The sequence below is a fragment of the Bizionia sp. M204 genome, assembly GCF_023205095.1.
GTDB lineage: Bacteria > Bacteroidota > Bacteroidia > Flavobacteriales > Flavobacteriaceae > Algorimicrobium > Algorimicrobium hallyeonense.
The window spans coordinates 1,997,557-2,020,119 of the sequence record NZ_CP046242.1 but is presented as its reverse complement, the minus strand read 5'-3'; the positions used below and the strand labels follow the sequence as shown (position 1 = coordinate 2,020,119).

Sequence of the window (22,563 nt, the reverse complement as noted above, 5' to 3'; positions counted from 1 at the left end):
TAAAACTATCTTAAAATCAGGTTATTAAATGTTAAACTGTTCTCGGCATTGAATTGTGATAAAAACTGCCAGATACCAAGATTTGGAATTAAATAAGTTTACCTTTGCGGCTAACAAAAGGAGTGACATCTGTATTTATTAGGTTATCACTTCACAAATACGTTATATGTCATTTAAAACATTAGGTTTGTCTGACGCCCTTTTAAAAGCGGTCAGTAAGCAAGGTTATGAAACACCTTCGCCAATTCAGCAAAAAGCAATTCCAGCAGTTCTTGAAGGACGGGATGTATTAGCATCCGCGCAAACGGGAACAGGAAAAACGGCAGGTTTTACACTTCCGTTATTACAAATACTATCACAAACACAAGCTTCTAATCGAAGACCTATTCGTGCCTTAATTTTAACACCAACACGGGAATTAGCAGCACAAGTCTATGAAAATGTTAAGTCATATAGTGAATTTACAGATTTACGTGCTTTAGTTATTTTTGGAGGTGTCAACCAAAAACCGCAAGTAGCCTCTCTTAATCGTGGCGTTGATATTTTGGTAGCAACACCAGGACGCCTATTAGATTTACAAAATCAAGGTGTTATTTCATTAAAGCAGGTTGAAATTCTTGTACTTGATGAGGCTGACAGAATGTTAGATATGGGTTTTTTACGTGATATTGAACGTATTATGGCCTTAATGCCAGCTAAAAGACAAAATTTATTGTTTTCGGCCACGTTTTCAAAAGACATTAAAAAACTGGCAAATGGTATTTTACGGAAGCCTGTAATGGTTGAAGCAACTCCAGAAAACTCGACCGTGGATGCTATTACTCAAAAGGTTTATCGCGTTGCTAAAGCCAAAAAAACAGATTTAATTATTAAACTGATTTTAGATGGTAATTGGAATCAAGTTCTTGTATTTACACGTACAAAACATGGTGCCAATAAACTATGTAAAAAAATGATAAGCAGCGGTATTACGGCTGCCGCTATTCATGGAAATAAAAGTCAAGGTGCAAGAACCAAGGCATTAGCTGGTTTTAAATCTAGCAAAATAAGTGTTTTGGTAGCAACCGATATTGCAGCACGTGGTTTGGATATTCCACTATTACCACATGTTATTAATTTTGAATTACCGAATATTTCAGAAGATTATGTTCACCGTATTGGTAGAACAGGTAGAGCAGGAGCAAGTGGTGAGGCTATTTCATTAGTAAGTGCTGATGAAACAACATTTTTACGCGATATTGAAAAATTGGTCGGTGAGCGAATTCCCGTAACTATTTTAGAAGGTTTTGAACCAGATCCTAATGCATCTACACAACCTATAAAACAAGGCCAAGGTAGAAGTAAACAGCGAAGCCCTAAAAAAAACCAATCTAATTCTAGAAAACCTTCAGATAATTCGTCTAGAAAATCAAATAGATCTAATGAGAGTCGTACGTCCAATAGACGGCCAAAAAGTAGAAGAGATTAGATTATGAGTCCAGAATTAAGGTCGAAAATAATTCACGTTTGCAATACTAAAATAGCACAGAAAGGCGAAAATGTTGGCTTGTCTTTCTATGCTTTTTTTGAAAATAAAAATAATAACCCAAAATTGTTAATGGAAGCTGCAACTTGGTGGATTGAAACACACCAATTGGATCATTTTGAAAAAGCGGTGAAAATTAAAGATCTAGTTAGTTTGTAATATGGAGCAACAACCAAATAATCCATTACATGGTATAACGCTTGAGAAAATTATTTTAGACCTAGAAGCGCATTATGGTTGGGAGTATATGGGTTATACTATAAAAATAAAATGTTTTACAGATAACCCTTCGGTTAAATCCAGTTTAAAGTTTTTAAGACGCACACCTTGGGCTCGGAAAAAGGTTGAGGACATGTACCTAAATATGTTGGATAATAAATAAAGATGCTTGTATAGCATGGCGTTTCAGTTTTCTAAAAACTACTTTTAATTAAATTCCCAGCCAAAAGTGGATTGAAATACGTAATCTGAATCCGATGCACCTTCAACTGGTTTGCTGTCGTAGTTATAGGTTAGGCCTAGTTTTACAAAAAAGTCTAATGGTAAATCATATTTTAAATTTAAATTATAATCCACACGATATCGGCCGCCTTCAGTTAAACTCGGATAAAAAGTAAGGTCTGTATTTAAACTAAAATCGCTAAAATCGAACATATTTAATGTTAGGTTTCCATAAGCTTCCATGGAGTTACGGTTGGTGTTAAATTCATCACTAAAACTTTCATTGTTCCAAGCCACACCAAAGCCACCACCGAAGAACAATTTATTGGAATGCACGAAATATTTACCTAAACCACCTTTAATAGTTGATCGTAATTTTAATTTTTGCTCATCATTAGAGAGAAAATTTGCTTCCGTGGCATAGAACCAGTCATTCTTCATAAAATAGTTAAAACCAACACTTGCATCGGTACGTTTTGTTTCTGCAACATCGTCTTGATTGCTTCTTACAGAATTATAACTACCTGTTAAAAGCCATTTGTAGGCAGTATAGCTTAAATTACTGCTTACGGAAAACTGCCTTAAATTATTGCTTTTTGTAATGTTATACCCAACGGAAACCGATGCGACAATTCGTGAGAGAAAATCATTTTTTACGGGTTTAATATATACAATATCTTTAATGGGTATAACAAGTTCAGTGCCATCATCCATTATGGTTACTTTGGTATCATCACCAGGCTTTGTGTTTATGGAACTGTTTATTCTTTTGCCATTGGAGAGTGTTAATAAGTAGGTTTGATTACTCCTTACACTTTTTATATCTATCCAAGTAATTTTAAAATCTGAATCACTGTAGGTCGTTTTAACTGTAACCACACCTCTGTCCATCGATTTTATTTCACCAATAATTTTATCATTGTTTTTTAATACAATCGTATCGTTTTGCGACCAGGAAATTTGAGAAAGCAAAATGAATAGTAAAAGAATGAGAGAACTTGAAAAAGATTTATTTTTCATGTAATTTTTTCGCATAATTAATCGGTCTAGGTTGGATTTCTAAAGATAATAATAAAAATTTTCAGTCAAAATGAGAATTTGACTATATTTTTTTTAAAACAATTTTGAGAACTAGATATCTTAATAGTAAAAGGAATGGAAAACCATGAAATAACAGATCAAGCCAATCCATGGGTTGCATACCAACAGCGCCTCCTGCTATCCATTTTAATTTTCCCCAAACGTGTGGTTCAGGAAAAAAGGGAGCAAGTCCCAATGTGAGGCATAATAGAAGCAATAACTTCCCGTCGTTAAGAATTTTAATCATCCCTGAATATTTATGGTTGTATGAATTTTATAAAATTATGAATTTTTTCAATACCTGTATTTTCAAGATGCTTGATAAAAGCACTTCCAATAATGGCGCCTTTTGCATATTCGGTTGCTTGGTTGAAGGTTTCATTCGTGGAAATCCCAAAACCAATTATTTGTGGATTTTTGAGGTTCATGGTGGCAATTCGTTTAAAATAATCAAGTTCTGCCTTACCAAATGTGGACTGACTTCCTGTTACGCTAGAGCTGCTAACCATATAAATAAATCCATTGGAAACACTATCAATAAAACGAATTCGCTCGTCTGATGTTTGAGGCGTAATTAAAAACACGTTTATGAGGTTGTATTTTTCAAAAAGCGCTTTATAATTATCATGATAAACATCTACAGGTAAATCTGGAATAATGAAGCCATCAATACCAATTTCTTGACATTTCTTACAGAATGCTTCTACGCCATATTGTAGAATGGGATTGAAATACCCCATAATAATTAATGGAATTGAAACGGTTTTCCGAATATCTTTTAGCTGATTGAAAAGCACCTCTGTCGTCATGCCATTTTTTAACGCTTTTGTAGAACTTGCCTGAATAGTTGGGCCATCAGCAAGAGGGTCACTAAAAGGCAATCCAATCTCAATCATATCCACACCGTTTTCTGCCAGTTTTTGAATAATGGGAACGGTATCTTTTAAATTGGGGTAACCGGCTGAAAAATAGATGGATAATAGCTTTTTGTTTTCCTGTAATTTTTGATTGATTCTATTCATGAATTTCATTTATAAATTAAAATAATCGCTATACGTGCTTAAATCTTTATCACCACGACCGGAAAGGCTTAATACAACTATATCATCGGGTTGGAATGACTTCGTTTTAAATACAGCCAAGGCATGAGCCGTTTCAATAGCCGGAATAATACCTTCTAACTGACATAATTCTAAACCTGCTTCCATAGCTTCGTTGTCTGTTATGGCTAGAAATTCTGCACGACCAGATTGATATAAATGCGCATGCATGGGGCCAACACCTGGGTAATCCAATCCTGCGGAAATAGAATAAGGCTCTGTTATTTGGCCATCAGTAGTTTGCATTAATAAAGTTTTGCTGCCGTGAATAATTCCTATTTTCCCTAAAGCCGATGTTGCAGCACTTTCACCAGTATGAACACCTTTTCCAGCAGCTTCAACAGCAATTAGTTTTACGTTGGTGTCCTCCAAAAAATGATAATAAGCACCGGCTGCATTGCTACCACCACCAACACAGGCAATAACATAATTAGGATTCGGACTACCTTCATGTTCTTGCAATTGCCATTTTATTTCTTCTGAAACAATAGCTTGAAATCGTGATACCATATCTGGATAGGGATGTGGACCAACCACACTACCTATAATATAGTGTGTATCTACCGGATTATTAATCCAATCTCGTATGGCTTCATTAGTCGCATCTTTTAGTGTTTTGCTCCCCGAAGTTGCAGGCACTACTTTAGCGCCAAGCATATTCATTCTTGCTACGTTTGGTGCTTGTCTAGCCATATCAATCTCGCCCATATAAACAATGCATTCCAATCCCATTAAAGCGCAAACGGTTGCCGTTGCCACACCATGTTGTCCAGCACCAGTTTCGGCAATAATGCGTTTTTTGCCTAAACGTTGCGCCATAAGAATTTGTCCAATAGTATTATTGATTTTGTGCGCACCTGTATGATTTAAATCTTCCCGTTTTAAATAGATTTTGGTTTTGTATTTTTTGGAAAGTCGCTTGGCAAAATACAATGGAGACGGTCTGCCTACATAATCCTTTAGTAAAGCTTTAAATTCTTTTTGAAAGTCAGGCTCCGCCAAAACTTTTAAATATTTTTGACGTAACTCTTCCACGTTTGGATAAAGCATTTCTGGAATGAAAGCGCCTCCAAATTCTCCGTAATAACCTTTCTCGTTGATATTGTAAGTCATATTATTTTGTTGTTGTTAGATCCGTAATATTCAATTAAATGAATCCAACCGTTTTACTTCTCGATACTATGTTTTAGTTCCTTAAAAATCACTTGAGGTGATGCAATCTGTTTTTAAATTCTTTTATAGTTTCCACGTTTTTAAGGCCAGGCTCTGTTTCAAATTGGCTATTCACATCCAATGCATAACACTTTTTTGAAACATCTTGCTTTAAAAATTCTTTAATATGTTCCACTTCATCTAAACCAATGCCACCGCTTAATATAAAAGGTTTTGCTGAAGGGTATTCTTTTAAGAGATCCCAATTAAAGATGAATCCATTTCCGCCTTGAAGTTCGCCTTTGGTATCAAAAAGATATTTACTCACTTTATTTTCAAAAGGCTGTAAATCTTTAAAATTGAAATATTGGCCAACACTAAACACTTTCCAAACTTCAAAATCTTTGGCAGCATAAAGCGTGGCGAGTCCGTTGAGCATTAAAACAAATTCTTTGGTTTGGTTCCCATGTAATTGCACAACATCCAAATTATAATTATTTGCAATAGTTATTATTTCTTTTGGTGAAGCATCTACAAATACACCTACCTTTTTAATGGTATTAGGTAATGTTGGGATAACACCATCAAAAAAGCGAGCTGATTTCTTATAAAATATGAAACCCAAATAATCGGGTCCCAACTTGGCAACCGCTTCCATATTATCTGAAAATTTCATGCCACAAACTTTTAATTTCATAGCTAAAATTGGTTTATAAAATGATTAGCGCTTTCACCTGGATTATCCGTCTTCATAAAATTTTCTCCAATTAAAAACCCTTGGAAACCAAAGGGCTTTAATTCTTTTATAGCTTCTACATTACTGATGCCACTTTCAGAAATCTTTATAAATTCGTTTGGAATGTGATTACTTAATATTTTACTCGTGTCTAATGAGACTTCAAAGGTTTTTAGATTCCGATTATTTACACCAATCATATCTAAACTCGGCATAATGGATTTCTGCAGTTCTGCTTCGTTATGGACTTCCAATAACACTTCTAATTGTAAGCTTTTAGCAAATTCTGAAAAGCTTTTAATTTCTTCTTGTGTTAGTATGGCAGCTATCAATAAAATGACATCTGCGCCATAGGCTTTGGCTTCTAAAATTTGGTAGCTATCAATAATGAATTCTTTACGTAAAAGCGGCAAATTGCAACTTGATCGTGCTAACAATAAATCGTCTAATGATCCACCAAAATATTTGCCATCCGTTAAAACGGACATCCCAGAAACACCCGCTTTTTCATAGCCTTGGGCTACATCAAATACATTTAAATTGTGATTGATAACCTGTTTGGAAGGTGAGCGTCGTTTATGTTCCGCAATAATACCGAAAGGACTATGTTGTAAATTTTTAACGAGCGAAATGGTTTCGCGTTCAAATAAAACAGATTGCTCCAATTGCAATGAAGGAATAAGTTGTTTTTTTAATGCAACTTCCAAGCGTTTATCTGCAACTATTTTTTCTAATATATCCATGACCAATTTCGTATTTATAGATGTTTTTATTTTTTACTTAAAGCCACTAATTTTTTAAATCGTTTTTTAGCTTGACCGCTATGCAAGGATTCTTTGGCTAATGCAAAGCTTTCTGAAATGGGTATGTTTTTAACTGTAGAAATAGCTAAAGCGGCATTGGCACAAACCACATTGTTTTGGGCAATGGTGCCTTGTCCATCTAATATATGCGTGAATATTTTTGCAGAGGAAGCAACCGAATCACCACCATGAATAGCTTGTTGTGAGAGTGTTTCCACACCAAAATCACTAGGGTTAATCATTTTTTCTGATGCATTATTAATCACTTTTGCGGAACCTGTTAATGATATTTCATCATAGCCATCTAAAGCATGGACAATGCTATATTTTTTATCTGAATTTTGATAGAGATAACTATAGAGGCGCAACAATTCTAAACTAAAAACACCTACAAGTTGATTTTCTGGAAAGGACGGATTAACCATAGGGCCTAACATATTAAAAAATGTTTTCACGCCTAATTCCCGACGAATTGGTGCTACATTTTTCATGGCTGGATGAAACAAAGGCGCATGCAGTACACATATGCCTGCATCGTCCAAACAGGTTTTTAAAAAACCTATATCGCTACTAAATTTAATCCCCAAATGCTCCATGACATTGGATGATCCGCAAGCAGAAGATACGCCGTAATTACCATGTTTTGAAACATGTACACCAGCTCCAGCTGTAACAAATGAAGCCAAAGTTGAAATGTTAAAGGTGTCTTTACCATCGCCTCCAGTACCGCATAAATCTATGGCGTTATAACCATTTAAATCTACAGGAATACACAACTCTAGTAAAGCATCACGAAAGCCCTGAAGTTCTTCAAGCGTAATATTTCGCATCATATAAACCGTTAAAAATGATGCAATCTGGCTTTGATTGTAGTTGCCTCTCGAAATATTAACCAATACACCTTTAGCTTCATCGCTGGAAATGTGCTCTTGATTAATAAGTCTGTTAAGTATGTTTTTCATCTTCTTGATATTATGTTCTCGTTTAAGACGGAACCCTACTTTTTTCTAGGAGCTATTTTTATTTTTTGAGTTATTCGGTTAACGAATTAATGAGTTATGCGTTATATTGGTGTCACGACTTAATAACTGAATATCCAAATAACACAATAACAAATCACAACCTCATATTTTTATAACTAAAAACCTCCAATATTTTACGCCTTATTTTGAATCATTTCTTTTATCTATTTAACTCTTCAGCCAATTGGCTAACATCTGTTTCCCATTTGGTGTTAAAACAGATTCTGGATGAAACTGAACACCACGAACATCAAATACTTTATGACGAAGTGACATTATTTGCCCATTGTCATCAAAGGATGTTGCTTCTAAAACATCAGGTAAATTTTCTTGAACAACCCATGAATGGTAACGACCAACTGCCATGCTTTTCCCTAATCCATTAAAAAGTGCTTCATCATCAACTGATACTGTAATTTGTGTAGCAACACCATGAAACACCGTTTCTAAATTGGTTAAGGTTCCGCCAAACACTTCGCCAATAGCTTGTTGGCCTAGGCAAACTCCTAAAATGCTTTTTGTGGATGCATATTTTTGGATGATGGCTTTTAGTAAACCTGCTTCATCTGGAATACCTGGTCCTGGAGATAACACAATTTTATCAAACGCATCAACTTCCTCTAAAGTGAGTTGGTCATTTCGTTTTACAGTCACTTCGCAATCCAAATCTTCTAAATAATGTACCAGATTATAGGTGAAACTATCGTAGTTATCAATAACTAATATGTGTGTTTTGTTTTCCATTTTTAAATATCGGTTGCCAATTCTATCGCCTTTGTTAAAGCGCCTAATTTATTATATACTTCTTGTAATTCACTTTCAGGATCTGATTTGGACACTAATCCGGCGCCAGCTTGCCAATGTAATTCGTGATTTTTACTTAAAAAAGTCCGAATCATAATGGCATGATTAAAATTACCATGAAAATCCATAAAACCGATAGCACCTCCATAAAAATCACGACTCGTTGTTTCGTATTTTTCAATGAGTTGCATAGCTTTATGTTTAGGAGCACCACTTAATGTTCCTGCAGGAAATGTATCTGCAACCATTTGCATAGTAGTTGTTTCTGCATGCTTTTTGCCAATAACTTTACTTACCAAATGAATAACATGTGAAAAGAATTGGACTTCTCGGTAGGTTTCAACTTTTACCTGACTGCCATGGCGACTTAAATCATTTCGTGCTAAATCTACCAACATAACGTGTTCGGCATTTTCCTTATCATCTTCAGAAAGCTGTTTGGCAAGAATAGCGTCTTTTTCATCATTACCCGTTCGTTTAAACGTTCCCGCGATGGGATGGATTTCTGCTTGATCTCCTTTTACTACTAATTGTGCTTCTGGCGAACTTCCAAAGATTTTAAAATCGCCATAATCAAAGTAAAATAGGTAAGGAGAAGGATTAATACTTCGTAAGGCACGATAGACATTAAACTCATCGCCTTTAAATTTTTGGGAGAATTTTTTAGATAATACCAACTGAAAAACATCTCCTCGCGCGCAATGTTGTTTAGCGAGTTCTACTTGTTCTTTATAGGCATTATCAGTTAAATTGGACGTGGTTTCTCCTGATGTTGAAAAGTTAAATGCAGCAAAGTTTCGGGAGGTAATGAGTTGTAAAACCTCATTAATATTTGTTTCTGTGTTAAAACAATGTGCAAAAATATAAGCTTCATTTTTATGATGATTAATGGCTATAATATTTTGATAAACGGCATAGTAAATATCAGGAATATCTTGATGACCTTCTTTTTTAGCGATAGAAATATCTTCAAAATAGCGAACCGCATCATAAGCCATATACCCAAAAACACCATTGTTTATAAATTTAAAATCGGTGTCCGAATGTATTTTAAAACGCTTGGTGAATTTATGAATACTATCCACCACATCATTCTTTTTTGAAATTTTATGAATCAATTGGCTGCCATCAGGAAAGTCTTGGGTGATTTCTTCATTTTTCACGGATATAGACGCAATAGGATTGCAACAGATATAAGAGAATGAATTATCGTTAGCATGATAATCGCTACTTTCCAATAAAATACTATTCGGGAATTTATCGCGAATTTTCAGATACACACTCACAGGTGTAATAGTATCGGCAAGTATTTTTTTATAATGTGTGTAAAGACTAAATGTTTTCATAAATATGATTTCAAAAAAAAAAGGCTTGTCGTGAATGACAAGCCTTTTTAAGTATGTTTAATTTAAATATACGGATAGGATTAGTTCACGAATTTTGAGTTTCGATTGTTCCACCACCACGTATGATTTAAAATTGTGTTCATGAGTATTTTAATATAGGTCAAATATAAAATGAAAATTTAACTAACCAAAAATTATTGCATAAAAATGGTTTAAAAAGGATTCTGTTCGTTTAAATGTTTGTTAAACAGCAAATCAATTAAAAACAAATATGTATTTTTATCAGATGAAATATATGTTATTTTTTTTGGTGCTTACCGTTTGGAGTTGTCAAGATATTTCTAAAAAAGAACAAACTCAAAATGCCAATACACATATTGAAGAGGTTAAAGATAGTCTCGCTATTTATGACTTTGAAGGACTAAAGCCTTTTTTAAATAAAACGGATGATACCGTTTATGTGGTTAATTTTTGGGCAACTTGGTGTGCGCCTTGTATTAAAGAACTACCAGCTTTTGAAAAGTTAGGAAACGATTATCAATCTGAAAATGTGAAGGTTTTATTGGTGAGTTTAGATTTTCCACATCAATATGAAAGCAAACTTAAACCCTTTATAAGTAAGCATAATTTGCAGTCTGATATTTTAGTTTTAAATGATGTGGATGCAAATAGTTGGATTCCACAAGTGAGTGCGGAGTGGAGTGGTGCTATTCCCGCAACACTTATTTACAATAAGGATAAAAGAGCTTTTTATGAGCAAACTTTCACCTATAAAGAATTACAAACAGAACTTAATAAATTTTTAAAATAATAATAATGAAAACACTTAAAACAACATTTGTGCTGTTAGCAGTAATCTCCTTTTTTGCTTTTACCGTAAAAACAGAAGATGCGGGTTACAAAGTAGGTGATATAGCAACGGATTTTAGCTTAGAGAATATAGATGGCAATATGGTTTCTTTAAAAGACTACACAGACGCCAAGGGTTTTATCGTGATTTTCACATGTAATACGTGTCCATATTCAGTGGCTTATGAAGACCGTATTACCGCATTGGATAAAAAATATGCATCAAAAGGATATCCAGTTATTGCTATTATGCCCAATAACCCGGATGTTCAAAAAGGGGATAGCATGGAAGCAATGAGAGCTAGAGCCAAAGCCAAAGGTTTTACATTTCCATATTTAATGGATAAAGGACAGAAAATTTATCCCCAATATGGGGCTACGAAAACGCCTCATGTCTATATTTTGGAAAAAACAGCCAATGGCAATCAGGTAAAATATATTGGTGCTATTGATGATAATTATCAAGATGCCAATGCAGTGAATCAGAAATATGTTGAAAATGCTGTGGATGCTTTGTTGGCAGGAAAAACCATTAAAGAAACACATACACGTGCCATTGGTTGTACGATAAAGGTGTAATGAAATTAAATTGTTTTCTGTGAATTATAGCGTTTGGCAGAACCATTAGAAAAGATTAAGAAATCCGGAACGTAACATTTCGGATTTTTTTTCGTCTATTAATGAATAAGTAGTAATTTTGAAGAAATTAAAATTAATATGTCAGATTTAACACAAGCCGCTTGGCGTGAGCAATTAGAAAAAGATCCTGAAGCCGTTATTATAGATGTTCGTACAGATGAAGAAGTAGCGGAAGGTATGATTCCTAATGCTGAACAATTGGATATTTTTCAGAGTCAGGTATTTATGGAGAAAATTCAAACTTTAGATGCTTCAAAAAATTATTATATCTATTGTAGATCTGGAGGACGTAGTGCGCAAGCTTGTGCAATTATGAATCAATTAGGAATTGAAAATGCTTATAATTTAATGGGTGGTTTTACGGAATGGACAGGTGAAGTCATTGAACCATAGAATAAAAAATTATGAAAAATATATTTGGAATAGCTTTGTTAATACTGGTTTTAAGTATTAGTAGTTGCCAGCAATCGTCTAAAAACGATGCCATTCAGGTAGTTACAACAGAAGAAATGCAGATGCTTTTAGATCTTGATGATGTGCAACTAATTGATGTTCGTACACCGGAAGAATATGCTGAAGGTTATATTGCTAATTTTCAAAATATTGATTTCTTATCCGAAACCTTCGATGAAGATATTTTAAAACTAGATAAAGATAAACCGGTTATTCTATATTGTAAATCCGGCGGTAGAAGTGCGGAATGTGCCGAAAAAATGCTGGATGCTGGCTTTACCAAAATTTATGATTTTAAAGGCGGTATTACCAAATGGGAGCATGAAGGACATGCGGTTGTTGTGCCCAATTAAAAAAGCCAATTTTACATTTTAGCATAGCTACTTTTTATCTAACACTAATTCCACATAAATAGGAAAATGATCTGAACCTATTTTAGATAAGCGTTCTAGTTTTTTTAGACGAAATTCTTCTGTAACAAAAACATGGTCTAGTGGCCAACGCATAAACATGTTTTCCGCGCTAAAACTATTAAAAAACCCTCTGCCAACCCTAAGGTCAAAAAGTATGTTTTTGGTGTTCGTTAATTCATCAACATAGGACCAAACCACATCATTTAAATCGCCAGCTACTATAGTTGGGTGTTTTCGATCTTGAATATGCTTCCCTAATTTTTTCATAGCATTTTCATCTTGATTGGCATTGTCTGGTAAGTCTTTATAGTGTGTTGGTGGAACTGGATGAAGACAATGTAAACTAATTTCTTGATTGTTTTTCAGGGTAATGGTACTTTCAAATGAAGGCACTTTTTTATTGTTTAAATACGTGACGTCTATCATATTTAAAGGTAGTTTACTGTATAAAACCATACCATACGCAACTTTATTTGTGCTTTGTTGGAAGTAGGGATAATTAGCAGTCAGAACATTTAATTTATTACTCCACCATTGGTCTGTTTCCATGGCAAGTATTAAATCAGGGTTCTTTTCAGAAATTAAATCCATTAACGGTTGCACATTTTTATTGGACATTTTAACATTTGCTATTATCATGCTTAATTCGTTGCTTGGATTAAATGGTGCTTCCGCGGATGGGACCTCTACAGGTACTAAACGCGTGTAGTTTATTAAAAAATAACCATTAATTAGTATACCAATTAATAATCCCGAAATCAATATGTTTTTAAACCAGCTTCTTTTCCGAATGAAAATTAAAAGAAATAAGATTGTTGCTAAAGAAATTATAAAAAGTTGGATCCGTGGAAAGTCAAGCATTTTTAAATAGCGAATTTCCGAATTCCTAAATATGGAAAGCATAGAGCATAGCATAATAAAAATTGCAAGAATGTATAGAACTATTCTGAATGCTTTGTTTAATTTTTCCATATCACTAAAGATACTTTAAAATTGAAACTATAAATTATTATTTTAAATTAAATCTACAGGTTTTGGAGTATAGTTGTTGTATTTAAAATATTGTGGGTTTCATTGCTCATTATAATTTCCATTGGCCCACATCATTGTGGGTTTCATCCAAACGTTGAGCGGTTTAAATAAAAAGCCATGTCCCATTTTGGTATTGAGTTCAATTTCTTTAAAATTTTTGATTTTGCAAGTTGAGCTTTCCTTTCGTGCTATTGCCGAAACACCATATGGATCCGATTTTTCATAAATAGTTAAAATATTTCCACAGTAGTTTATTTCGGGAATATTTTGAATATCAGCGTCCCTAAAACTGGCTATAAACACAAAATTCAAATCGGGATTATTTGCCAAGGTAGAAACATACTGTGCAATATACCCACCTTTGGATGTGCCAACAACTGTTATTTTATGAGGTTCAATGCCTGTTTTAATTAGGCTATCAATTTGAGATACCATTCTCATAGCATACGCTCTAGCATTCACGTTGCCTTGTCGCTTTTCACTTATGACTTGAAATTCGTTTTCTTTAAATACCGAAATAATTTCGGTGTATTCTGTCCGTCCGTATTCAGGATGTTCGTCTTGTAATTCGTGATCTTCTAAAAAGCGATTGTGTAAGAAAAAAATATACTTATCATCTGAATCTTTTTCGCAAACAAAAAGAACAGCGAAAAATAATATATATATCATACTGATTGTTTTCATCGCTTGCGGATTATATGAAAATAATGCTGTTTGTTAATTTCATTTATAAGACATTTAAAAGTTTGCGTGTAAAAAGGTAGTTCTTTTTTATGAGATGAAAAGGTAATGCGAATTTCACGGTATTAGCAGTGTAATATTACACGTCTAAATTTTAACTGTTTTTCTAGAAATTCTTTGAGTTTTTCTTCAGAAAAAAAGAAGAGCTTACAGTAATATTTGGCTTCCGTTTCTAATAACTCCGTCCAAAGCCAATTGCCCTTTTTTAGTAATAGGGACTGGTCTTTATTTACGGCAACTGTTGTTCCTGCAAAGTGTACTTGCTTTTTTCCAACTTGTAGAAAGCTAAACATATGCATCCCCAAATTGACTTTACTTTCAACAACATCATTGGTCATTTTAAAATCATAGACAAACAAGTCTGGTCTTTTATTTTTGTCCGTAATATAGATTTCTGGAATATTCTCAATGGCCATTTAAATGTTTTTAGTGTGCAGGTTTTGGTTTTCTTATTACGGAACCAGTTAACAAAAACATCTTAAACGGTTGTAAATGATAAAAGTAAGGTAATAAACGTGCTACTCGAGAATGTTTATGAGTTAAACTAAAAATGATACACAGCAATAGGTTATAGCCTTAAATTGTTTATTTGAGCCTAGAAAAACTATATGATCTTTTTTACCTGCTTATTTTTTGGATTTATTATTGCTATTATGGGAAGTATTGTTCCCAGTTTTTTAAATCTAACCGTTGTTAAATTCAGTTTAAAAAGTGGCCGAAAAGCGGCTTATTATTTAATTGGAGGTTATGCTACGGTTTTGTTTTTTCAAGCAAATATTGGTGCGTATTTATCAAGTATTTTGATGGAGAATTCCCAATACATTACTACTATTCAAAAAGTAGGTACAGGAATTTTATTGTTGTTATCTATTAATTTTTTCAGACTTCATGTTACTAAAAAGAATCAAAAAAAGAAGGTGGAAATTGAAAAGTCGCGAGCGTATTTACACGGCATCGTTATGTCCTCATTAAATATGGTTGCCATTCCATTTTACTTTACATCCCTATCATTATTAATTGGGTTAGACTATTTTGAGTATTCGTTGCTCAACAGTTTCTATTTTTCCATTGGCTCCACGGTTGGTTCATTTATTTTGTATTCCGTTTATGCCACTATTGCTGATAAAATTGAACACAAACTGACTTTTATAGCGACTAAAATGAATTTTATTTTAGGGTGTATAACTGCTATTGTGGGAATTGGGAATGTGGTGTATTTGATTTGATTGTTGTTGAGTGAATTCCTTATTTATCTGATGTAATAAATTGCAAAATTTCATCATACCTCTTATTCCAAGGAAAAATAAATTGTGACATCATTGGTACATGTTTCTTATTTAAGAAAATGGGTTCTATATCTGGTTGATAGGTTTTTAATTTTGCAACAAAAGCTTCGTTTTGCGAAATGATTGAATTATAGGTTTTTTCGCCTACATAAATTAAAAAAGGAGGCATGCTTTCATCCATAAAATAAATAGGAGAAGCGTCTTTCCAGTTTGCTGGATCTTTAGTCCAAGTTACATCATAATGATGTTCGCTTGTTGGTGGGTTTTTATCTAAATATGTTTTCATATCTAAACCAGCGGCATCATTTAAAATAACACCTTTAAGCACATTCTTATTTTCTAAATATTTTGGATTTGTAGCAATTAAAGCAATTAAATGACCTCCAGCACTATGACCCATGACATAAATTTGTTCAGGATCACCTTTATACTTTTCAATATTTTTTACAGTCCAGTTAACTGCTTGTGCAATTTCTTTAGCCATCGAATCATAATTAGCATTCGGACTTAACGTATAGCCAGCAATTACAGTGACAACATCACTTTTGGCAAAATTTCTTCCTAAAAACCCGTAAGTATTTTTGTCACCTTCTGTCCAATAGCCACCATGCACAAAAATCATCACCGGATTTTTTGCAGCTTTGGAATTTTTAGGTTCAAAAACATTTAACGCCGGCTGCATGGCTGTTTTAGTATCTGCAGATTTTAAATAAGCAACATCTTTTATTTTTCTAGAAGCGCAGTTACAAAGTAAAATAGAAAATAGTAGAAGGGAAGCTATTTTTGTGTTCATAGTTTTTTTAACAAAGTTAAGATGTATTGGTTAATTATTGAGGAATTTGAATTATCTAAAGTATAAAAAATATAGTTTGTTTTCTGTTTGAACTTTCATTTGTAAGGAGAAGTAGTCGAGATTAAATGCGTTGTTCCCAATGATTCCCATTTTGTAAACCTGCAGGCAGGCAGGTACAACAAGGCATGCAGGGAGATTTATGAACGAATAGTTGCCAAGGGAAAGAGCAAAAAATTAGCATTAATTGCAGGATGTAATAAGCTGTTAAAACAGGCTTTTGCTATTGCAAAATCAGGATTAATATATGACGATACTTATAGAAGTACTTTGGTGAAAAGTTAATGAGTTTTTACTTGCCTGCCTGTCGGCAGACAGGTTTTTTACCACAGTACTTTGTTGTGTGTAGTTATTTTTTCAGATATTTTTTCACGAATTTAAGTTCCGATTTATTGTCAATTTGGGAATTCGAAAGACAAACACTCGTCTGTAATTTTCCGTTCTCATCAATTTTTCCAAAAACTAAATACTTTTTGTTTTCTTCGAAGTAATAGTCGCAATTAGTTCTCACGTCTTTTTCCTCAATCAGCTTCTTATTCAATAACATTTTTTTTCCACGATAAATCTTTATACTTTCAAATTTTCCGTTTCCGATATAATTCCCGTAAAAAATTATTGTTGCATATTCAAAACTTGCTTCTAATTTTAATTCTTTATGACTTTTCCCATCAACAACTGCATAAGTTATGCATTCACACGCAAATGAGTTGAATGAAATCAACATCGTTGTCAGTAGTAATATTTTCTTTAGAAACTGGTTTTTCATAATTATTGCCAACGTTTATGTATAAGGAAAGTTGCGTGTTTGTGTGCGAGGATTTTCCGAAGGAAAATCAGAAGCTAGCAAACGAGCAACGACCTTTATGCAAGCCTAAAATAGCAATTTTTTTTATACGGTGTTAGGACACGTTTTTATATTTTAAATTCAACTCACTATCTATTCTTTCAAGTATTTTATTTTGAGAGATAAATTCAAAATCAGTTGCTTTAAGTTTATATATATCTAATTGCTTTTTGTAATGATTAAATTGTCTTACTGAAAAAGTCAAGTAAAAAATAAAAGGAGACAAAAAACTAAATTTAGAAAAATCATAAGTCCTAATTGAAAGTTTTGAAAATTCCCAATTATCTATTTTTAAATGAAATAAATAAAAGCATACTATTCCAATAATAATTAGAATAAGAGAAATATGAATTCTTGATTCCCATTTCATCATTTCTTTTTTGTAGAATTTAGTGTTTTTACTTATTTCGTTTTTCTTTGCCATTAATTATCTATAATCGTTACACAAATATAATGACTAACTTTCTGTTAATCAGTTGTATAAGCCTAGAGTTATAAACAAAAAATAAGAATATACGCGATATATTATGAAGATATTTACTTTTATTTATATAATATACTGTAAATTAGTATTTTGTATATAGAATATAATCAGATATACCAGATAATGAGTAAAAATGTTAAAATCTTTTTATTAAAAGGAATTTCAATTGATTTTGAAAATGAAGTAAAAGAATATAATCGTTTACATAGTGTTATAGGATATTTTACAAATTTAAAAGAATTATACAGTCAGTTTGAAATAGGTTCAATTCAATCATATTCAACAGTATGCAGTCATATGAATGAGAAAGGTTTTTATAAAACTAAAAATTCTGTAATTAAATTTAAAAGAGCAGTCCATAAGTTTAATGAGATTACAATAACACAAGTGGAGACTAATAGATTATATCAGAAAGGTGATTATATAGATTTGTCAGAGATTTTAAAAAAAGAAGCAAGTGTGATTAATACCAATAAAGCATTTCTCAACTTTTAGGCCAAATGTGTCCTAACAATTGGATATAGACAATTGTCTATAGCTCCATTATGTAAATATAACTTATTCAAACTCAAAATAGAAATACGTAGAACTACTTATTTTTATAAGAAATTTATTGTTGTTTATTATTTAGAACTGTAATGGGTAGAAATATTATTTAGTATAAAAACCGTTGAAATAAACAAAACAAATTGTCAACTAGAAAAATAAACCTTTTAAATTAATAATTTTCAGTTGTTTAAATGGGTTTTCGAGATTAACTGCGTTGTTCCCAATCACTCCCATTCTGTAAACGCAACCTGTGGTGCTTTCAGCCCAAACGCTTTTAAACAACAAAGCTCAATCAAGTAAAACTTGTTGAGCTTTTTATGCTTAAAATCGCAACCATGTTGCGGGTAATTGTGGAGTCGGAGGGAATCGAACCCTCGTCCAAACAAGCCATCAAAGGGCTTTCTACACGTTTATTCTTTTCTTGGGTTTTCGTGTGTTAGCTGGTTAAAGACAACCTACTAACACCTTATCTTTTTGAGTTTCACATACACATCAAAGCGCTATGTATGCTATATTAACTTTTACGATGCCTCTAATAGAACGCCGTTAATCAAGGCTTTCAGGAGACATTTAGCCTTCCTACCTAGTAGGAACTAGCACAATCTTACTATAATTCAGATTACGCAGCTAAAGCGTAGTTATTCTCGCCGTTTAAAAGTGTGACCTAGCCTTTTACGTGTTTCAAAGTCATTACACGACGTGCTTACCAAATGAGTGATCTCGCTGTCAAAACCAGTCGACCCCATTTAATGAAATAACAAAATTTACTTTTGCGTGATTGAATTATCCCAAACATAATTTGGGATCTCTTCAGCAAAATTGCTTTTTTATCCTTTAATTTATCCCCATTTTACTTCGGGAATCTATTTCAAAAAAAATCATTTTTAAAAGATTTCTCAAAAGGAAAGCGAAGTTACCAAAAAAAAGTTGTGCAACAATCGAATTCCACGTATTTTCGTGCAAAACATGTACCAAAGTCATATTTGGCACATGTGTCAGTTATAGTATTAAAACGTTTTTCGTTTTCATGAACATATTGGGCTTGGTTAACGAAAATATAATATATGCGTATTCATGAAATTTGCCATAATAAAAGAACGAAAAAAATCCACCAGATAGACGTGTGGTATTTTCACCAGAAAAATTAGCCGAAGCACGAGAGAAATTCCCAAAAGCAGAATTTATTGTGGAGTCTAGCGATATTCGAATTTTTCCAGATTCAGCTTACAAAGCACTTGGATTTACCGTAACCGATGATGTGAGCAATTGCGATGTTATGTTAGGCGTTAAGGAAGTGCCGGTTGAATATTTAATTCCTAATAAAAAATACTTCTTCTTTTCGCATACCATTAAAAAACAGCCGTACAATAGAAAGCTTCTTTTGGCAATGTTGGATAATAATATTTCTATGTATGATCATGAAACTATTGTTCGTCAAACAGGATCGCGACTTATTGGCTTTGGTCGTTATGCGGGTTTAGTAGGTGCTTACAACGGATTCCGTATGTTAGGTTTGCGTAACGGTTTATTTACTTTGCCTAAAGTGGAAACCTTGGCTGATTTGGATGCTGTAAAAGCAGAATTAGATAAAATAACCATCCCTAATATCAAGATTTTGTTAACAGGAACTGGTAAAGTAGCACAGGGTGCTAAAGAAATTCTTGATCATTTAAAAATTAAAGAAGTTAGTGATGCTTTGTACATTACCAGCACCTTCTCGGAGCCTGTTTATTGCATGGCCGATGTTATGGAATACAATAAACGCAAAGATGGTAAAGTAGGCTTTAAGCAAGAATTTTATAAAGACCCAACGGGTTACGAAAGTAATTTTATGGCCTATGCTAAAGTAACAGATTTCTTTATTGCTGGTCATTTTTATGGAAACAATGCGCCGTATTTATTTACAAGAGACGACGCCAAGCATCCAGATTTTAAAATAAAGTATGTTGCTGATATTAGCTGTGATGTGGATGGTCCTGTAGCATCAACCTTAAGAGCATCAACTATTGCAGATCCATTTTATGGTTATGATGCGAAAGCAGAAAGTGAAGTGGCTTTTGATGCTAAAAATGCCATAACCGTTATGGCAGTTGATAATTTGCCTTGCGAATTACCGAAAGATGCTAGTGAAGGTTTTGGTGAAATGTTTTTGGAACACGTAATTCCTGCTTTTTTCAACGATGATGAACGTGGTATTTTAAAACGTGCTCGGATTACTAATGACGGAAAATTAACCAAGCGTTTTGCTTACCTGCAGGATTATGTTGATGGAAAATAACTTTTTAAGCGTATGATTAAAACAGCATTAATAACTGGAGGCGCATCAGGTTTGGGATTTGAATTGGCACTTTTATTTGCCAAAGATGATTATAATCTGGTTCTCGTAGATATAAATTCTGAAAAGCTTGAAGAAGCAAAACATGATATAGAAAAATCATTTTCTGTTGATGTGAAGATTATGGCAAAAGATTTAAGTCAAATCAATATATCTTCAGAAATAATGTCGGAATTAGGCAATACAGAAATTGATGCTTTAGTTAATAATGCAGGTTTTGGGTGTTTTGGAGCGTTTCATGAAGTGGATTGGGAACGCCAATCTCAAATGCTAAATTTACATGTTTTAACCACGACACACTTAACGAAATTAGTGGTGGAAGGTATGGTTAAAAGAGGTTCCGGAAAAATATTAAACTTGTCGTCATTGGCAGCCTTTCAGCCTGGTCCTTTAATGTGTTTATATTATGCCACCAAGGGGTATATTTTATCGTTTTCAGAAGCCATTTCTAACGAACTTAAAGGAACTGGAGTAACGGTAACAGCCCTATGTCCAGGGCCCACAAAAACATCATTTCAGCAAGTGGTTGCTAATGATTGTTCTGAAAACAAAATCACTTTTAATATGGCGAGTGCCCAAGCGGTAGCTGCTTATGGATACAAATGCATGATGAAAGGGAAATGCGTTGCAATTCCTGGAGGCATTAATAAAATTTTAGGCACCTTACCACGCTTTATACCTAGAAATATGGCCGCCAATATTGTGCGAAAAATTCAGGAGAAGAATCGGGAAGTTTAACTGTTTATGGTCTTCTGAAATGCTGAAAACATCTTAAAACCAATTCCCAGAAAAGCGGCAAATGTTAGAGTAAATAACCAAGCTTCTGCATGATGATTTGGTTGTAATAAAATATCCAAGCAATCATCTAAAAGATGAAACGGCTTATTGAGTATTTCCCAAGAATTATATCTTAAAAACCGACCTAAATAAATTCCAAATCCTGTTAAAAGAAATATAATGGGAAAACTATATGTAACAATAGACTTCCTTACATGTTTTAAAAGTAATTTTCGCATATCGAATAGGGAAAGAAAAAATAGAATTAACCCATTATAAGCGAATGATGTGACTATTAAAACATCAAGCCATAATAAGTTGTTGGAACTAATTTTTAAGTGCAATAAATCTGTAATAATATATGGTGCATTTGGTAGAAACAACAGCCAAATTATGCCACTCATTAATAGGGTGAATTTGGAAAGTTTAGGTTTACTCACTAAATATGTGGTGATAGCGTAAGGAATTGCAGCTAAAAACAGGTTCCACACCAAAAAAATGAAAAAGAAGGAATGTGTAATTTTCATTCGTATCAGTAATAAAAGCACACTAAACCCCATAGAAATCGTGAGTAGCGATAAGATTTTAAAGCGCTTTAGTACTAGTGTTTTTAAAGTATTCATAATGTCTTCAGTTTAAGTTCAAAAATTAAAACAGTAACTATTCCCAAGGTGTAAGCTATTAAATCTGATACATGAAACGTGCTTCCTAAAATAAGTATAGCGAAGGGATTGTTCTGTAGTTTTAAATGTTCTAATAGGTTTCCTAGTTGTAAAAATTCAATTATGAAAGCGAATAAAAGCACAGCAAAAGCGACAGGGATTGGTTTGGCATTTATAAAACTTTTCGCAAAACAGTAGAGTAGAATCACGATGAGAAAATCGCCAAAGGTATGACGAATAAAGCCTGTTTTTAAAAAGTAAGCAATGAGTCCTTCGATTATGAATAATATAACGAAGCCTAAGAAATATATTCTATTGAAGTGTAGTTTCATGAGTCGTATTATTTAGAATAGGAAAGGGAAAACGATGTAGAAATATAATATGACGACAGGTATATTCAACAACATAATGGCGCAAGTTTTTAGAGATTCTAATCGATTTTTAGGGTTTAAAATAGCAGAACCAATTAATACGGTGAGGATGGTTATATTTATAATGAACGCAACTATAATAAATACGAACCCCAAGTGAATTGGGAAACTAGGTTCGCCAAAATATAAATAGAGTGCGAATATGGACGTTCCTATTCCAAAGCTAATTAAAGCGGTCATTTTTCCGAAGTTTTGTAATCCTTTCATTG

Annotated in this window: 26 protein-coding genes, 1 other RNA gene and 3 pseudogenes; 12 read left to right on the top strand and 18 right to left on the bottom strand. The window is 33.3% G+C overall.

Annotated elements, in window-relative coordinates; translation table 11 throughout:
* Positions 1–166 precede the first annotated feature (166 nt).
* Genes GMA17_RS09225 through GMA17_RS09215 form a run of 3 tightly spaced genes read left to right on the top strand, consistent with a single transcriptional unit; the run spans position 167 to position 1,907 of the window.
* Entirely contained in the window at positions 167–1,468 is a 1,302-nt protein-coding gene (locus GMA17_RS09225; protein WP_248395316.1) for a DEAD/DEAH box helicase, read from the top strand.
* A 3-nt stretch (positions 1,469–1,471) separates the two neighbouring features.
* The gene (locus GMA17_RS09220) at positions 1,472–1,684 is read left to right on the top strand and encodes a DUF6500 family protein (RefSeq protein WP_248395315.1); all 213 of its coding nucleotides are present in this window, start codon (positions 1,472–1,474) and stop codon (positions 1,682–1,684) included.
* A gap of 1 nt (position 1,685) precedes the next feature.
* Positions 1,686–1,907 (top strand): VF530 family DNA-binding protein, encoded by a 222-nt coding sequence (locus tag GMA17_RS09215; protein ID WP_248395313.1) that lies wholly within the window; start codon positions 1,686–1,688, stop codon positions 1,905–1,907.
* A gap of 44 nt (positions 1,908–1,951) precedes the next feature.
* On the opposite strand, the gene GMA17_RS09210 is transcribed toward GMA17_RS09215, so the two are convergent.
* The 8 genes from GMA17_RS09210 to GMA17_RS09170 all read right to left on the bottom strand — a co-directional run bounded on the left by GMA17_RS09210 (position 1,952) and on the right by GMA17_RS09170 (position 10,009).
* The gene (locus tag GMA17_RS09210; protein WP_248395311.1) at positions 1,952–2,986 is read right to left on the bottom strand and encodes a DUF481 domain-containing protein; all 1,035 of its coding nucleotides are present in this window, start codon (positions 2,984–2,986) and stop codon (positions 1,952–1,954) included.
* Positions 2,987–3,303: 317 nt separating this feature from the next.
* Positions 3,304–4,068 carry a tryptophan synthase subunit alpha gene (gene trpA, locus GMA17_RS09200; protein ID WP_248395307.1) on the bottom strand — a complete coding sequence of 255 codons (765 nt, stop codon included), beginning with the start codon at positions 4,066–4,068 and terminating at the stop codon, positions 3,304–3,306.
* 9 nt (positions 4,069–4,077) lie between these two features.
* On the bottom strand, positions 4,078–5,259 hold the full coding sequence (trpB, locus tag GMA17_RS09195; RefSeq protein WP_248395305.1) for a tryptophan synthase subunit beta: 1,182 nt from the start codon (positions 5,257–5,259) through the stop codon (positions 4,078–4,080).
* Between the two features lie 88 nt (positions 5,260–5,347).
* A complete protein-coding gene (locus GMA17_RS09190) occupies positions 5,348–5,995 on the bottom strand; it encodes a phosphoribosylanthranilate isomerase (RefSeq protein WP_248395302.1) in 648 nt (215 codons plus the stop codon).
* Positions 5,996–5,997: 2 nt separating this feature from the next.
* Positions 5,998–6,777, bottom strand: a complete 780-nt coding sequence (gene trpC, locus GMA17_RS09185) for an indole-3-glycerol phosphate synthase TrpC (RefSeq protein ID WP_248395300.1) — start codon at positions 6,775–6,777, stop codon at positions 5,998–6,000.
* A gap of 26 nt (positions 6,778–6,803) precedes the next feature.
* Positions 6,804–7,799, bottom strand: a complete 996-nt coding sequence (gene trpD, locus GMA17_RS09180; protein ID WP_248395298.1) for an anthranilate phosphoribosyltransferase — start codon at positions 7,797–7,799, stop codon at positions 6,804–6,806.
* Positions 7,800–8,027: 228 nt separating this feature from the next.
* Complete coding sequence (locus tag GMA17_RS09175) at positions 8,028–8,603, bottom strand: aminodeoxychorismate/anthranilate synthase component II (protein ID WP_248395296.1); 576 nt, start codon at positions 8,601–8,603, stop codon at positions 8,028–8,030.
* 2 nt (positions 8,604–8,605) lie between these two features.
* Complete coding sequence (locus GMA17_RS09170; RefSeq protein ID WP_248395294.1) at positions 8,606–10,009, bottom strand: anthranilate synthase component I family protein; 1,404 nt, start codon at positions 10,007–10,009, stop codon at positions 8,606–8,608.
* Positions 10,010–10,304: 295 nt separating this feature from the next.
* Here GMA17_RS09170 and GMA17_RS09165 point away from each other — a divergent pair, with 295 nt between their 5' ends.
* The 4 genes from GMA17_RS09165 to GMA17_RS09150 all read left to right on the top strand — a co-directional run bounded on the left by GMA17_RS09165 (position 10,305) and on the right by GMA17_RS09150 (position 12,303).
* Complete coding sequence (locus GMA17_RS09165; RefSeq protein ID WP_371922359.1) at positions 10,305–10,820, top strand: TlpA disulfide reductase family protein; 516 nt, start codon at positions 10,305–10,307, stop codon at positions 10,818–10,820.
* Between the two features lie 5 nt (positions 10,821–10,825).
* Positions 10,826–11,437 carry a thioredoxin family protein gene (locus tag GMA17_RS09160; protein WP_248395292.1) on the top strand — a complete coding sequence of 204 codons (612 nt, stop codon included), beginning with the start codon at positions 10,826–10,828 and terminating at the stop codon, positions 11,435–11,437.
* A 138-nt stretch (positions 11,438–11,575) separates the two neighbouring features.
* A complete protein-coding gene (locus GMA17_RS09155) occupies positions 11,576–11,890 on the top strand; it encodes a rhodanese-like domain-containing protein (RefSeq protein ID WP_248395291.1) in 315 nt (104 codons plus the stop codon).
* Positions 11,891–11,901: 11 nt separating this feature from the next.
* Positions 11,902–12,303 (top strand): rhodanese-like domain-containing protein, encoded by a 402-nt coding sequence (locus GMA17_RS09150; RefSeq protein ID WP_248395290.1) that lies wholly within the window; start codon positions 11,902–11,904, stop codon positions 12,301–12,303.
* A gap of 27 nt (positions 12,304–12,330) precedes the next feature.
* On the opposite strand, the gene GMA17_RS09145 is transcribed toward GMA17_RS09150, so the two are convergent.
* The 3 genes and pseudogenes from GMA17_RS09145 to GMA17_RS09135 form a co-directional block, all read right to left on the bottom strand.
* Entirely contained in the window at positions 12,331–13,224 is an 894-nt protein-coding gene (locus tag GMA17_RS09145) for an endonuclease/exonuclease/phosphatase family protein (RefSeq protein WP_248395289.1), read from the bottom strand.
* 210 nt (positions 13,225–13,434) lie between these two features.
* Entirely contained in the window at positions 13,435–14,064 is a 630-nt protein-coding gene (locus GMA17_RS09140) for an alpha/beta hydrolase (RefSeq protein ID WP_371922358.1), read from the bottom strand.
* A 173-nt stretch (positions 14,065–14,237) separates the two neighbouring features.
* Positions 14,238–14,552 (bottom strand): annotated as a pseudogene (locus GMA17_RS09135) (AraC family transcriptional regulator); the annotation flags it as partial.
* A 192-nt stretch (positions 14,553–14,744) separates the two neighbouring features.
* Here GMA17_RS09135 and GMA17_RS09130 point away from each other — a divergent pair.
* Positions 14,745–15,362, top strand: a complete 618-nt coding sequence (locus tag GMA17_RS09130) for a LysE family translocator (RefSeq protein ID WP_248395287.1) — start codon at positions 14,745–14,747, stop codon at positions 15,360–15,362.
* Between the two features lie 19 nt (positions 15,363–15,381).
* Here GMA17_RS09130 and GMA17_RS09125 read toward each other — a convergent pair whose 3' ends face one another.
* Positions 15,382–16,215 carry an alpha/beta hydrolase gene (locus GMA17_RS09125; protein ID WP_248395286.1) on the bottom strand — a complete coding sequence of 278 codons (834 nt, stop codon included), beginning with the start codon at positions 16,213–16,215 and terminating at the stop codon, positions 15,382–15,384.
* 165 nt (positions 16,216–16,380) lie between these two features.
* Here GMA17_RS09125 and GMA17_RS09120 point away from each other — a divergent pair.
* Positions 16,381–16,557, top strand: a pseudogene (locus tag GMA17_RS09120) (IS110 family transposase); the annotation flags it as partial.
* Between the two features lie 64 nt (positions 16,558–16,621).
* Here GMA17_RS09120 and GMA17_RS09115 read toward each other — a convergent pair.
* Together GMA17_RS09115 and GMA17_RS09110 are read right to left on the bottom strand one after the other, a co-directional pair.
* Positions 16,622–17,038 carry a hypothetical protein gene (locus GMA17_RS09115; protein WP_248395285.1) on the bottom strand — a complete coding sequence of 139 codons (417 nt, stop codon included), beginning with the start codon at positions 17,036–17,038 and terminating at the stop codon, positions 16,622–16,624.
* A 133-nt stretch (positions 17,039–17,171) separates the two neighbouring features.
* Positions 17,172–17,540: a hypothetical protein gene (locus GMA17_RS09110; protein WP_248395284.1), complete on the bottom strand. Its 369-nt coding sequence runs from the start codon at positions 17,538–17,540 to the stop codon at positions 17,172–17,174.
* A gap of 183 nt (positions 17,541–17,723) precedes the next feature.
* On the opposite strand from GMA17_RS09110, the gene GMA17_RS09105 reads away from it, so the two are divergent.
* Complete coding sequence (locus tag GMA17_RS09105; protein WP_248395283.1) at positions 17,724–18,095, top strand: hypothetical protein; 372 nt, start codon at positions 17,724–17,726, stop codon at positions 18,093–18,095.
* A gap of 402 nt (positions 18,096–18,497) precedes the next feature.
* On the opposite strand, the gene ssrA is transcribed toward GMA17_RS09105, so the two are convergent.
* Positions 18,498–18,893: a transfer-messenger RNA gene (gene ssrA, locus GMA17_RS09100) on the bottom strand.
* A gap of 330 nt (positions 18,894–19,223) precedes the next feature.
* Between ssrA and GMA17_RS09095 the strand changes: the two are divergent.
* Both GMA17_RS09095 and GMA17_RS09090 read left to right on the top strand, forming a co-directional pair.
* Positions 19,224–20,427: pseudogene (locus GMA17_RS09095) on the top strand (NAD(P)-dependent oxidoreductase).
* A 12-nt stretch (positions 20,428–20,439) separates the two neighbouring features.
* Positions 20,440–21,222: an SDR family oxidoreductase gene (locus tag GMA17_RS09090; RefSeq protein WP_248395282.1), complete on the top strand. Its 783-nt coding sequence runs from the start codon at positions 20,440–20,442 to the stop codon at positions 21,220–21,222.
* Here GMA17_RS09090 and GMA17_RS09085 read toward each other — a convergent pair.
* Genes GMA17_RS09085 through GMA17_RS09075 form a run of 3 tightly spaced genes read right to left on the bottom strand, consistent with a single transcriptional unit; the run spans position 21,219 to position 22,561 of the window.
* Positions 21,219–21,884 (bottom strand): DUF1361 domain-containing protein, encoded by a 666-nt coding sequence (locus GMA17_RS09085; RefSeq protein ID WP_248395281.1) that lies wholly within the window; start codon positions 21,882–21,884, stop codon positions 21,219–21,221. The genes GMA17_RS09090 and GMA17_RS09085 overlap by 4 nt on opposite strands.
* Positions 21,881–22,255 (bottom strand): DUF2809 domain-containing protein, encoded by a 375-nt coding sequence (locus tag GMA17_RS09080; protein WP_248395280.1) that lies wholly within the window; start codon positions 22,253–22,255, stop codon positions 21,881–21,883. The genes GMA17_RS09085 and GMA17_RS09080 overlap by 4 nt, the downstream gene beginning before the upstream one ends.
* Positions 22,256–22,267: 12 nt before the next feature.
* Positions 22,268–22,561: a hypothetical protein gene (locus GMA17_RS09075; protein ID WP_248395279.1), complete on the bottom strand. Its 294-nt coding sequence runs from the start codon at positions 22,559–22,561 to the stop codon at positions 22,268–22,270.
* Positions 22,562–22,563: the final 2 nt, after the last annotated feature.